10 protein-coding genes and 1 tRNA gene are annotated in these 12,496 nt (G+C 42.4%); 5 read left to right on the top strand and 6 right to left on the bottom strand.

The genetic code is table 11. The features are described from left to right. Positions 1 to 37 precede the first annotated feature (37 nt). The 3 genes from dnaN to D0T84_RS07095 form a co-directional block, all read right to left on the bottom strand. Positions 38 to 1,162: a DNA polymerase III subunit beta gene (dnaN, locus tag D0T84_RS07085; RefSeq protein WP_163307182.1), complete on the bottom strand. Its 1,125-nt coding sequence runs from the start codon at positions 1,160 to 1,162 to the stop codon at positions 38 to 40. A gap of 916 nt (positions 1,163 to 2,078) precedes the next feature. After that, a complete protein-coding gene (locus D0T84_RS07090) occupies positions 2,079 to 3,305 on the bottom strand; it encodes an isocitrate dehydrogenase (NADP(+)) (protein ID WP_163307183.1) in 1,227 nt (408 codons plus the stop codon). A gap of 100 nt (positions 3,306 to 3,405) precedes the next feature. Then, positions 3,406 to 4,290, bottom strand: coding sequence for an alpha/beta hydrolase (locus D0T84_RS07095; protein WP_163307184.1), 885 nt, complete (start codon positions 4,288 to 4,290; stop codon positions 3,406 to 3,408). A 138-nt stretch (positions 4,291 to 4,428) separates the two neighbouring features. Here D0T84_RS07095 and trpS point away from each other — a divergent pair, with 138 nt between their 5' ends. The 3 genes from trpS to D0T84_RS07110 all read left to right on the top strand — a co-directional run bounded on the left by trpS (position 4,429) and on the right by D0T84_RS07110 (position 7,949). Beyond that, positions 4,429 to 5,418: a tryptophan--tRNA ligase gene (gene trpS, locus D0T84_RS07100; protein WP_163307185.1), complete on the top strand. Its 990-nt coding sequence runs from the start codon at positions 4,429 to 4,431 to the stop codon at positions 5,416 to 5,418. A 174-nt stretch (positions 5,419 to 5,592) separates the two neighbouring features. After that, positions 5,593 to 6,942 (top strand): DUF4026 domain-containing protein, encoded by a 1,350-nt coding sequence (locus tag D0T84_RS07105; RefSeq protein WP_163307186.1) that lies wholly within the window; start codon positions 5,593 to 5,595, stop codon positions 6,940 to 6,942. A 65-nt stretch (positions 6,943 to 7,007) separates the two neighbouring features. Continuing rightward, entirely contained in the window at positions 7,008 to 7,949 is a 942-nt protein-coding gene (locus D0T84_RS07110) for a glycosyltransferase family 2 protein (protein ID WP_163307187.1), read from the top strand. A gap of 9 nt (positions 7,950 to 7,958) precedes the next feature. On the opposite strand, the gene D0T84_RS07115 is transcribed toward D0T84_RS07110, so the two are convergent. From D0T84_RS07115 to D0T84_RS07125, 3 genes are all read right to left on the bottom strand, one after another. Next, entirely contained in the window at positions 7,959 to 8,189 is a 231-nt protein-coding gene (locus D0T84_RS07115; RefSeq protein ID WP_163307188.1) for a DUF4834 family protein, read from the bottom strand. 343 nt (positions 8,190 to 8,532) lie between these two features. Then, on the bottom strand, positions 8,533 to 9,489 hold the full coding sequence (locus tag D0T84_RS07120; RefSeq protein ID WP_255495246.1) for a DUF4249 domain-containing protein: 957 nt from the start codon (positions 9,487 to 9,489) through the stop codon (positions 8,533 to 8,535). A gap of 195 nt (positions 9,490 to 9,684) precedes the next feature. After that, the gene (locus D0T84_RS07125; protein WP_163307189.1) at positions 9,685 to 11,439 is read right to left on the bottom strand and encodes a DNA polymerase III subunit gamma/tau; all 1,755 of its coding nucleotides are present in this window, start codon (positions 11,437 to 11,439) and stop codon (positions 9,685 to 9,687) included. A 138-nt stretch (positions 11,440 to 11,577) separates the two neighbouring features. Between D0T84_RS07125 and D0T84_RS07130 the strand changes: the two genes are divergently transcribed. Both D0T84_RS07130 and D0T84_RS07135 read left to right on the top strand, forming a co-directional pair. Beyond that, entirely contained in the window at positions 11,578 to 11,772 is a 195-nt protein-coding gene (locus tag D0T84_RS07130) for a CDGSH iron-sulfur domain-containing protein (protein ID WP_163307190.1), read from the top strand. A 132-nt stretch (positions 11,773 to 11,904) separates the two neighbouring features. Then, positions 11,905 to 11,986, top strand: a tRNA-Leu gene (locus tag D0T84_RS07135). Positions 11,987 to 12,496 lie beyond the last annotated feature (510 nt).

Genomic DNA, 12,496 nt, shown 5'->3' on the forward strand with positions numbered 1-12,496 from the left:
TTTTCTATTTTTTGTATACTACTATAATATTCGTTTTTTAATCGTTGAGCATCATTGGCATAAGCAACATCAACAGATCTTCGTTCTCATCATTATCCACAGGGATAATAAGCCCTGCACGCGAAGGGTCGGATAGTTCCAAAGATATATCCGAAGATGGTATATTATTCAGAATATCGATAAGGAAGCTTGATTTGAAACCTATATTCATCGGCGTGCCTGTATATTCGCAAGTGATCGTTTCTTCGGCAGCAGTAGAGAAATCTATATCCTGAGCCGAAACTACAATATCCTTATCGGAGAGTTGCAGACGAATCAGGTTGCTTGCCTGATTGGAGAATACCGATACACGTTTCAACGCGTTAAGGAATGACAAGCGGTCCAATATCACTTTATTGGTATTGTTTTGAGGGATTACCGAATTATAATTCGGATAACGGCCTTCAATAAAACGGCATGTCATCGTATAACTCGACATCTTTATATATGCGTTATTCTCATCGAATTTGATTTCCACTGTTTCCGATTCTTTCGGCAATATGGCACGAAGAAGGTTGGCCGGTTTCTTTGGCAAAATAAATGAAGCGCGTTCGGCTCCTTTTGCTGACAATGTCTTGCAGCGAACCAGCTTGTGCCCATCGGACGCTACAAACGTAAGGTCGTCTGCCGTAATATCAAAGTAAACACCATTCATCACAGGGCGAAGCTCATCGTCGGCACTGGCAAACAGTGTGCGGTTGATACCCGAAAACAATACCTGAGGCTCTATAGTCAGGCTAACGGCCGTATCTTTCAAGTCCTTTGGCTGTGGATAGTCGTCGCCACTCTGCCCGATAAAGTTATACTTACCGTTGTGAAAATAGATAAATGTTTCGAGATTATCACTGTTTATCTCAAATGTAAGCGGCTGCTCGGGAAGTTCTTTCAACGGGTCGAGCAGGTTCTTGGCATTGACGGCTAATTTGCCGTTGCCATCTGCTTCGTTCACCTCAAGTGAGGTAACCAGACGGGTCTCAGAATCGGCAGCAGTAAGGGAAAGCTTAGAGCCTTCGAGTTCTAATAAGAAACAGTCCAAGATAGGTAATGTATTCTTTGAATTGATTACCTTGCTTATCGCTTGCAAGTGGCTCAACAGTGCTGTGCTGGAAACAACAAATCTCATATTTTCAGTATGTTTTTAAGTTTTATTTTTCTAATAATATTAAGGTTACAGACCTATTTATAATCCACCCAAGTATAACAGTTACTGCTTGTTATAACTAAAGAACGGGACATTAAATTCCATCCGTTACTTAATAGAGCAAATATAGTTATTTTTTCATTAGGTCTATAATCTTTCCATTGCTATAATGATGAGAAAAACGAATTATTAAAGATCACGTGTAAGCTGCTCTTTTTAACTAAAAAGTGACAAAAGTGACAAAGGTGACACTTTTTTTATTGTTTTTATGTGTTACTTTTTACTCACTGTTTACAGCTTATTTCCCTGTAATAGATAAATATTTAGAAAAATGATGACGTTATTCGATACGATGTAATCATGCAATAGCGAGGGGTTGGGAAATGGCTTAAAAAGCCCGACTTTCATAACCGCAGGCGAGCGAAGCCCGGTTTGTAGTTATAAGGTTAAGAAACTGTTAAAGTTTATACGAATTTTTTATTATATCTTTTTATTTGTTCATTTTTAGGCTGTTTTCAAAGTCCGCGAAGAGGGCTAATACAAGTAACCACGGGTAAAACCCGTGGGAAAAGCAGAAAGGAAGATTCCGTCTCCGTAGGAGGCGAATGGTATTGATCTTTGCCATTTGCCTCCTACGGAGACATATTTTTTTAGTCAGCCTCTGCCACGGGTTTCACCCGTGGTTTTCCACCTCCAGTCCCTTCGGGACAATAAACCGCTGCATTTTTTAACCCTTGATCTGCATTAATCATAAATATGGCATCCGTAGGGGGCAGGCTTGACCCGTAATCATCTCATAATCCAGACTGATTTCTTGAGGGATTCCGTATCAGGCACGGAATGACAGGCTTTTGCCCTGCTACACTCTCCTAAATATATCACTATTTTTTATTAACAGTTACACACCCAATTTCGCTTTCAGTCCTTTCGCTATTTCATCCAGGAAGTCCTCGGTGTTCAGGTAGTCGCCACGGTGTGTTGTTCCTCCATGAATAAGCAAGGCAAGGTCTTTTGTCATCTTATCTTTCTCCACGGTTTCTATGCAGACTTCTTCCAATGTACGGGAGAAATTTACCAAAGCCCAGTTTTCATCCAGTTTCCCCCTGTGGGCAAGACCCCGTGTCCATGCAAAAATGGAAGCGATAGGATTTGTAGATGTCTCTTTACCCTGCTGGTGCTGGCGGTAGTGGCGCGTCACTGTCCCGTGGGCAGCCTCTGCTTCCATTATCTTGCCATCAGGTGTAAGCAGAACGGATGTCATAAGCCCCAGCGAGCCGAATCCCTGAGCGACCGTATCGGACTGCACATCGCCATCGTAATTCTTACAAGCCCATACAAAGCCCCCACTCCACTTCAGCGCCGCCGCCACCATATCGTCTATCAGGCGGTGCTCGTAAGTGAGTCCGGCTTTCTCATAAGCCTCCTTATACTCTTTCTCGTACACTTCCTCGAAGATATCCTTAAACCGTCCGTCGTAAGCTTTGAGTATCGTATTCTTTGTAGAAAGATAAAGCGGGTATTTCTTTTGTAATGCGAGCCTGAAACAGGAATGCGCAAATCCATATATAGATTCATCCGTATTATACATAGCCATGGCAACACCGTCGCCATCGTAGTCATATACGGTCTGAGTCTGTGGTTCCCCGCCTTCGGGAGTAAAGGTTATCGTCAGTTTTCCTTTTCCCTTCGTTACAAAATCTGTAGCCTTATACTGGTCGGCATGGGCATGGCGCCCAATGATGATAGGCTGCGTCCATGTGGTTACCAGCCGGGGTATATTGCTGATGATAATAGGCTCGCGGAATACGGTGCCACCCAGTATATTACGGATAGTCCCATTCGGCGATTTCCACATCTTTTTCAGCCCGAACTCCTTCACGCGCGCCTCATCGGGTGTGATGGTAGCGCACTTCACCGCTACCTGATATTTTTTTGTAGCCTCGGCGCTGTCTATCGTTACCTGATCGTTGGTCGCATCACGGTTTTGTATGCTCAGGTCGAAGTATTTTAATTCCACATCTACGTATGGAAGAATGAGTTTATCTTTGATATACTGCCATATAATACGGGTCATTTCGTCGCCATCCATTTCCACAACGGGATTCGCTACTTTTATCTTTTCCATAATATGTATTTGAGTTATAAGTTATAAATTATGCGCCCCTCCTAACTTCCCCAAAGGAAAGGGAACGACCCCTCCTCCGGAGGGGTTGGGGAGGCTCTTGTTATTTATTATTCATATCTTTCAGCCACATTCCGAGCAGGTCGAGCATCTGTGTATGGTACTTAAAATTTTCCCGCATACCCCATCCGTGTTCTCCTTCGGGGAATATATACATTGTGGCGGGAACGTTGTTCTTTTTCAGCGCCTCGTAGTAAGCTATGCTGTTGGCCGGTGGCACAGCCCCGTCATCGTCACTCAGCAGCAGAATAGCTGGCGGCGTGTTGACGTTTACCTGCCTTTCGTTGGAGAAAGTATAGATATCCGCCACCGACGGGTTATCTCCCAGCAGGTTAAACTTAGAACCTCCATGCGTGGCTGTCTCCATTGTTATCACAGGATAAAATAGGATCGAAAAATCGGGACGGGTATTCACTCCCGACAGGGCATAATGGGTTGACGCAGTTGCGGCAAGATGCCCTCCGGCCGAGAATCCGGCAATCCCTACTTTATCTGTTTTGATATTGTATTCCGCTGCATGTGTACGCACATAACGGATGGCCTGCCAGGCATCATCCAACGGCACTTCCTTATGCTTATTCGGCATACGGTATTTCAGTATAAAGGCCGAAACACCCTGCTTGTTGAGCCATTGGGCAAACTGTGTCCCTTCATGTTCGAATGCCAGCCCGGCATATCCGCCTCCGGGGCAGATTACCACTGCCATCCCTGTATTATTCGCCTTATCCGCGGGATAGAGATATAGTTCGGGTACGGATACGTTTGTAAACCATCCTCCATCCTTTTCATACTTTTCCGGCTCGATAAGTTCGTTACTTGCCGGAGGATTCCCCTCCCACAGCTTTATTATTTTCTGTGCATTCATATTTGCAGACAAGAACAGGGACAAGATACCCCCTAATATTAAGATTCTTTTTTGATTAGACATATACCTTTTGATTATTAGATCGACATTTTTCAAAGATAAAAAAATTAGGGTTCAAATCAAAGACACAATAAGAAAGATATATCAATTCTTTTGCAGATTTTTGACTATCTTTGTGCCTTTAAAAAAAGAAATTATAATATGGAAACAGTATTAAGTGGTATCCGGTCGACCGGAAAGCTACACTTAGGAAATTACTTCGGCGCTTTGAGAAATTTCACAAGAATGCAAAATGAAAACAAATGTTTCTTTTTCATCGCCGACTATCATTCGTTAACAACGCATCCCGATCCGAAAATACTGCACGGCAACGTAAAAAACGTATTGACTGAATATCTGGCAGCAGGGATCGATCCCGAAATATCAACTATATATATACAGAGTGATGTGCCCGAGGTATGTGAATTATACCTTCTGCTGAACATGCACGCATATATGGGAGAGTTGGCCAAAACTGTTTCGTTCAAAGAAAAAGCAAGGAAAAACCCCGATAATGTAAACGCCGGGCTACTGACATACCCTACCCTGATGGCTGCCGATATACTGATGCACAATGCCGACAAAGTGCCGGTAGGCAAAGATCAGGAGCAACATCTGGAAATGACACGTAAATTCGCCCGCCGCTTCAACAACATGTACGGCGTGGAATACTTCAAAGAACCTGTCGCCTACAACTTCGGGCATGAGCTGATCAAGATACCCGGACTAGACGGCAGCGGCAAAATGGGCAAATCGGAAGGGAACTGTATCTATCTGGATGAAGACCCGAAGAGCATAGAAAAGAAAGTAAAACGAGCCCTGACAGATGAAGGGCCTAAGGCGCCAAATTCCGAAAAGCCTGACTATATAGAAAATCTCTTTACCATACTCAAGGCTGTATCGACAGACGAAGTGGTACGACACTACGAAGACAAATGGAACACCTGCGAAATGCGGTACGGAGACCTGAAAAAACAGCTGGCTGAGGACATCATCAAAGTTACCGACCCCATACGCGAACGCATCAAAGACATTCAGAACGATGATGCCTACCTGCACAAAGTAGTAACCGAGGGCGCAGAGAAAGCACGCGCAAGCGCAAGCAAAACAGTTGCTGAGGTTCGTGAGATAATGGGATTTAAGAAATTCTGAGTTTTTCAAGAAATAAATAATTCAAGTCTGAATAAAATTCTTATTCAGACTTTTTTATTTTATTCCCCTGATATTTCCTTTTTCGAATAACTATTTCTACTAATATTTTCATTAAGTTTGTATATTTCAAATTGAAATTATTTTTTAATTAAAGACCCATTATAACTCTCCATTATGGATAACAACGAAAAATACAACTTACTTGCCGAAGGCGAAACAGGACTAGCTTCCTCTATGGGAATATTTCCGAAGAACAAGAATTTCAAATTCGATGCTGCACAAATAGAGAAATCCCTTGCACAAAACACAGACTTCGAACTAAAATCGTTCAACGAAGTCGAAGTAGATATCGAATACTCTATTATGAGCTTCCATGCCGAAATAGAATATAAAGAAACTATCTTCAATGTCGACCTGTATGTTTCCGATTCTAAAAATATAAACCTCAACGACTTCGGTTTTGCAAACGCTATCGATGAGGAATCTTTACAGATAGCTGCAAAACAGGATTATTTTCTGGATACATCCATGTATTTCGAATTAGATTCTCTCAGTTCGTTCCACCTGCAACTGAAAATTATGAACGCGATAGTACCAAACGCCAGTCTGGTTGTAGACTTCATGTCATACAGGCTGCTATCCGCAAAATGGCTGCGCATGACTGCGGCATCATCCATTCCTCCTTCTCCTGATTACCTGTATACATTGCACTGTGTATACGATGAGGAAGGCAGAAACGGAGACCGCCGCTACTGGTTCCATACCCACGGACTGAATCGCTGCGGATCGGTAGAATTGGAACTATTGAACTTTGGCCAGGGAGCCGAGCAGATGAATACCCTGATAAACATGACTGTGAAAAAATTCCTTTCGGACCCAGCAAAGGAGCGTGAAAAGTTTACTATCGGTTATGACGGCATGGGTATCAACCTCTGCTGGCTAAGATGGGAAGAAGCGCTGAAAGACCTGCCGAAAAATATTCTGGGCGGAGCCTCAGACCGTGACGAAGCAGACAATGTACATGCCGAACCTTCAGGCATCCTATTTGCCGTAGAAGACGGGAATATGGTCTCTCCTGAAATTTATGCCCCTACCCTTGCCGAAAACCCAATCTATTATATAACAACTGAAGAAACGAACCGGATGAGCGCCTTGGCTAAAGAACGGTTTGCCTCATTTGAAAAAATCTTTACCAGAGAATATAAAAGACCTGAGAGGAAATCGTTTCTCAAGAACCTGTTTAACACAAGGGACGAAGAACAACTGGGCTGGACATTTTTAGTAAAACTCGGACTGCTAGTGGATGACCCCGAAACGGAGAGTGAAAAAGAACACCTATGGTATGATGTAATAAGCATAGAAAACGACAAGATTGAGGGCAAGCTGCTGAACCAGCCGTACTGGATTTCGGGACTAAATGAGGGGGATATCAACACATACCCGATAGAGGTACTGACCGACTGGATTATATACTCTCCGGACAATACATTCACTCCCGATTCGATATATCAACTAGAAGGTTAAGGCCGTAGACCATCTAAAAATAGCTATGTGAAAAGTTGCTATAAAATTTAAACAAGTTCTTAAATATGCAAACACTTTCCGTCATTGTCCCCTGCTATAACGAAGAGGCCGTTATACAGGAATTTTATAACAGGACAAAGCATGTTCTGACCTCATTGAAAGATGTGGATGGATACATTATTTTTATTAATGATGGGAGTAAAGACAACACAAAGTATATACTCAACCTGATCGCCTCCAGGGATGAGAAAGTAAAAGTTCTCCATTTCTCCCGCAACTTCGGGCACCAGCCGGCTGTTACGGCAGGAATGAATAACTGCACAACGGATATGGCCGTTATCATCGATGCCGACCTGCAAGATCCGCCCGAACTGATTCCCGATCTGATAGATACCCACCGGAAAGAAGAAGCCAGCGTGGTATTCTGTGTAAGGAAGAAAAGAGAAGGGGAAACATTCTTCAAGAAGCTAACGGCTAAACTCTTCTACAAGACGATGAACAGCCTCTCCGAGGTTGAGTTTCCGCGCGACACCGGAGACTTCAGGCTAGTAGACAGGAAAGCGATAGACGCCTTTAACGCACTGAAAGAAAAAGGGAAATATATAAGAGGACTGATCAGCTGGATAGGATTTAAGCAAGTACCGTTCTACTACAACAGGGATGCCCGTTTTGCAGGGGAGACTAAATACCCGCTAAAAAAAATGCTGACTTTTGCAAAGACGGCCTTGCTCTACTTCTCCAAAAAACCGCTGATGCTGTCGGTAAGTTTAGGCAGCCTCGCTTTTTTTATAGGCATCGTATACGCGCTGTGGGTATGGCTGGGCCATCTGTTCGGATTTACCAACGTAATTACAGGCTGGTCTTCCACAGTCATCATTATCATCTTCTTCGGAGGTGTGCAATTGATAACAATAGGTGTACTCGGGCAATATATAGGCGTGCTCTTCGATGAAGTAAAGAGCAGGCCTGAATATATCATTGATGAGAAAATAAACTTTGAAGAATAACCAATCCGGTTATTCTTCTTTTATTTCTTCATAATTAACATACTCTCCTTCGTTCTTCGAAAATTTCTTTTGCGACGTATTCGTATTATTTGAAGCGGCCTTATTACGCGATTGCTTACGATTGCTTTTAGCCCTGTCTGATGACGGGCCGAAGAAACGGATTACCCTGCCCAGAAACACGCCTAGAATAAGGAATCCGAAAACACCGATAAGTAATAAGAACGCAAGAAACTTAAACATATAGTTATAAATATTTTAGAAGCTGGAAGAACAAAGATAGTAATTTATTATTTATGTAGGGCTGTAGTTAAATAGAGTTTATATTCAATAAAATAGTAAGATGCATATTTTTAGGAGTTTTAGTTGCCACGACTTTCAAGTCGTGGATAATAATACAGATAGAAAACGACTTTAGTCAAAACATTTTGGCTAAAGCCATTATCTGATTAGACTATTATCCTCCAGCTAAAGCAGCAGGCAATTAAATCACAGAGAATAAACCATATATAATCTTATTGAATATAAACTCTAATATATACTTAGGGAAAGCACATCAAAATTCATAAAGTTGTTTCAGCCTCAATTATTTCGCACTTACGTCTTCCTCGCTCACGGTATAATCTACCCAGTAAGCATTGTATGCCTTGAAGCACCCCAAGGCTCCCCCCGTTATATTTGTCAGCGGGTTTGTGCCTCCTCCGGCGGCGACACTCCTCAGCGAGTTATAAAACGTGTACATGCCTTTATCCAGCGTCTGCATATCTATCCGCAGTTTATCTCCGGCTTTCAGTTCCTCGTCATTGTTATCTTCCTTATCAAAGAAAAGGATATTTTCCACTTTCAGCCCGTTGCGATACTCGTCATTATCCAGATAGATGGAACTCATCGGGTTACCGTTCACATACAAGGTCGTATAATAGTAATTATCTTCTTCGGGCGGATCCTGAAAGGCCACGCACGGAGAGTAAATATCCTCATTGCCAATCTTTACACGGTAGATATATACACTATCGATAGGTATAGCCTGCGGTATTGTAGCTTTGGCCTCATATACATTATTTCCGGATGTCACTTTCAGCGTATAAGTAAACCCTACTGTGCCTATCATTTGCGAAAAATATAACCCCTTGTCTTTATTGCTCTCTGCCAGTACATCACTATTTCCATATTCGTCAAACAGTTCTACCTTCGCATCGGAGATGCGTTCATAAGACTCATTATTATAAAAGCCCTGCGACCTCGTCAGCAGCACAATACACGGAGAATTTTCCGTAATGGAAGCGTCTATCACATTCATGGGCTCGGCCTCGGTCAGATTGACATTTATAACCTCCTCGCAGGCAGCAAAGAGGAAAAGTGAGAAGAGCATTAGGAGATATTTATGGATAATATGGGTTCTATGACGTTTTGGATGGGTAATATTGCCGCCTAGCGGCTGTCTGATTATAGCCCCGTGCGAAAGCGCGGGGAAAGAGATGGATAAGCAAGAAGCGCCAGGTAGTGGTGCCCTGTTGATTTTACGGATTAATATATTCCTCATTCAATTTCATTAGTCATTTTTACATACACTCCGTTCCTGTGAATGTTATTTCGTGACCCGGCATAACATAAAATAAATTTTAGTTCTGCTCCCGCTATATATAAATATAGTTCACTTTTCAGAGGGATCCCGCGTCAAACACGGGATGGCAGGCTATTGAGGCAGCCTCGCTTGTATCTCTTTTCTTTGTATAGTTTATGATAATTCCAGTCCGAATTCGTCTTTTAACCTGCGCAGGCTTTCGTTTTCCTCCATCATGAGGTTAAACTTCTCTGCAGAAGTAAAAGCCAGTTTCTTCTCATTGTTCTCACTTATCCTTATTTCCATTTTCAGATGGGTGTTTCGAAGTTGGACTCTCAGTTTGGAGAGGATATCCATCCTGTGTTCAATCAGGCGCTGCTCCTGTACCGGGTTGTTTACAACAACCTCAAATACAGTATTTTCTATAAGATCCGGCAGACAGTTGAGCATTGTGTTTTTAAGGTGGTGCTCTTCTGTCAGATCATCGGCGTATGCTTTCCATTCATTTATAAGCTGGAGAGGCGTAAACCGTTCGTTTAATACTTCGATAGTCATTTCGGACTTAACGCTTTCCTCTTCTTTCTTTTGTCCGAACGCAGAGATAGAGATACCCAGGCCTCCTGCTTTTGGCATCGGCTTGCTACTGCCGGCTGTATGGGATGGGGTGGGCGTATGCTCTTTGGGTGGCGCTACAGGTGTTGCCCTTTGCTGGGCTTGCGGCTGTTGCGTTGGCTGAGTCGTAGCTGCCCGATTCACCGGTTGTGCCGATTGACCTTGCTGGGAAAAGATGGGCTCAATTACCTGCTTTTTTTTTTGATCTTCCGATCCTGCTTGAGGGGAAGACAACTGGCAGAGCCGGATGATGGTCAGATCGGAGAGTAGCCGTTTGTTCCTGCTGTACCTGTAATTGAGGTCGCTTTCGTTGACCAGTTCGATGGCTTTATATAGAAACTCATTCGAACATTTCTTCGCAGTCTCTATATAACGTTCCCTGATGGAAGCTCCTACTTCAAATAATTCGGCTGTTTTTATATCCTTGCATAGCAGCAAATCCCTGAAATGGGAGGCTATCCCTGTTACTACATTGTTTCCATCAAAACCTTTGCTGAGTATTTCGTTCAGTATCAGTAAGCCTTCGACTACATTATTAGCAAGGATAGAGTCGGTAAGCCTGAAATAATATTCATAATCGAGAACATTCAGGTTCTCAATAACGGCCTTATATGTAACATTCCCTCCCGTGAAACTGACCACCTGGTCGAATATGGATAAGGCGTCGCGCATACCGCCGTCAGCTTTTTGGGCAAGTACGTTCAAGGCTTCCGGTTCTGTTTTTACATTTTCCTGATCTGCTACATACTGTAAATGCTCCACTGTATCTTTTATTGTAATACGGCTGAAGTCGTATATCTGGCAACGTGACAGGATTGTCGGCAGTATTTTATGTTTCTCGGTAGTGGCTAATATAAATATGGCATGATGGGGCGGTTCTTCCAGTGTTTTCAGGAAAGCGTTGAATGCCGCTTGTGAAAGCATGTGAACCTCATCGATGATATATACCTTATATTTACCTATCTGTGGGGGGATGCGCACCTGTTCGATCAGGGAGCGTATGTCATCTACCGAGTTGTTCGAAGCGGCATCCAGTTCATGTATATTAAAAGAGCGTTGCTCGTTAAAGGCTACACACGATTCGCACTGGTTGCAGGCTTCTCCCTCGGGAGTGGGCGATAGGCAATTAATTGTTTTAGCGAAAATGCGGGCGCATGTGGTTTTTCCGACACCTCTTGGGCCGCAAAATAAGTATGCATGAGCCAGCTTGCCTGACGCGATAGCATTTTTCAGGGTAGTGGTCAGTGACCTTTGCCCTACAACCGAGTTGAAGGTCATCGGGCGATATTTCCTTGCCGAAACTATATAATTATCCATTCGTAATTTTTCTCCTTTGGCGAATACAAAGCTATGAAAAAAAACGGAAAGATAAAATGTAAAAATAATTGTATACACTCAACTTTTTTAACATTTCGGGCGTTATACTTATATCAACTTAAAAACGATCATCATTTTATGGAAAAGAAAGAATCATTGTTAAAAATTAAAGTTATCCCTAATGCTCCTCTTTTAGTGGAAGGTACTGTTGAACTGGTATTGGCAGACGGGACTACGGTTGTCAAAGAAAATCCTCATCTTTGCCGTTGCGGGGCATCCAATAACAAGCCTTATTGTGATGGTTCTCATGCAAAAATCGGATTCAAAGGCTGATTACCCAGGGATATTTTAACGGAATAAGAGCATTTAAACTAATATTTTAGTATGGATGCCTTATTTTTTTGTTTTAATTGTTGGATAAAGCACAATTTATTATATCTTTGTACCCGCTAAGGCAAATCAACCGCGGATGTGGTGTAATTGGTAGCCACGCCAGACTTAGGATCTGGTGCTGAGAGGCGTGGGGGTTCGAGTCCCTTCATCCGCACTGAGAGCGACAAATTGAAGTTTTCTTCTGTTTGTCGTTTTTTTCGTTTCTGTAAGTTGCTATTTCTGTGTTGATTAAATGAAAGAATGAATTGTGCTTTGGAGTTCGATAACCTTTGATTTCTTGGTTATAGAAAACGGGTCAGTCCGAAAACCCAGTTGTTAAAATTTCAATCAAACTTATTTGTAGAATACGTTCTATTAGATACTAAAATTATCCACATATATTTTTATACATAAATATTTGTATATCGATAGTTTACGAGCATAAAATTAGAAATAAAGGAAGTTTGAAGTAATCTGTCTGCCAATTAAGATGACTCATTTGTTTTTTCTAACAACCGAATTTTCGGACTGACCTCTTTATTATATAACCACTGGCTATAGCTATCCAAACACAAAAAGTCCCCATAGATTTACCTATGAGGACTTCTCTTTTAAAACGGCGGTAACCTACTCTCCCACATACTTGCAGTACCATCGGCACGACCGGGCTTAACTTCTCTGTTCG

Source organism: Dysgonomonas sp. 521, assembly GCF_010501055.1.
Classification (GTDB): Bacteria; Bacteroidota; Bacteroidia; order Bacteroidales; family Dysgonomonadaceae; genus Dysgonomonas.

What these genes read in the sequence shown, in the direction of transcription:
- dnaN (WP_163307182.1), bottom strand. Translation starts at nt 1,162, where the DNA reads ATGAGATTTGTTGTTTCCAGCACAGCACTGTTGAGCCACTTGCAAGCG.
- D0T84_RS07090 (WP_163307183.1), bottom strand. Translation starts at nt 3,305, where the DNA reads ATGGAAAAGATAAAAGTAGCGAATCCCGTTGTGGAAATGGATGGCGAC.
- D0T84_RS07095 (WP_163307184.1), bottom strand. Translation starts at nt 4,290, where the DNA reads ATGTCTAATCAAAAAAGAATCTTAATATTAGGGGGTATCTTGTCCCTG.
- trpS (WP_163307185.1), top strand. Translation starts at nt 4,429, where the DNA reads ATGGAAACAGTATTAAGTGGTATCCGGTCGACCGGAAAGCTACACTTA.
- D0T84_RS07105 (WP_163307186.1), top strand. Translation starts at nt 5,593, where the DNA reads ATGGATAACAACGAAAAATACAACTTACTTGCCGAAGGCGAAACAGGA.
- D0T84_RS07110 (WP_163307187.1), top strand. Translation starts at nt 7,008, where the DNA reads ATGCAAACACTTTCCGTCATTGTCCCCTGCTATAACGAAGAGGCCGTT.
- D0T84_RS07115 (WP_163307188.1), bottom strand. Translation starts at nt 8,189, where the DNA reads ATGTTTAAGTTTCTTGCGTTCTTATTACTTATCGGTGTTTTCGGATTC.
- D0T84_RS07120 (WP_255495246.1), bottom strand. Translation starts at nt 9,489, where the DNA reads ATGAGGAATATATTAATCCGTAAAATCAACAGGGCACCACTACCTGGC.
- D0T84_RS07125 (WP_163307189.1), bottom strand. Translation starts at nt 11,439, where the DNA reads ATGGATAATTATATAGTTTCGGCAAGGAAATATCGCCCGATGACCTTC.
- D0T84_RS07130 (WP_163307190.1), top strand. Translation starts at nt 11,578, where the DNA reads ATGGAAAAGAAAGAATCATTGTTAAAAATTAAAGTTATCCCTAATGCT.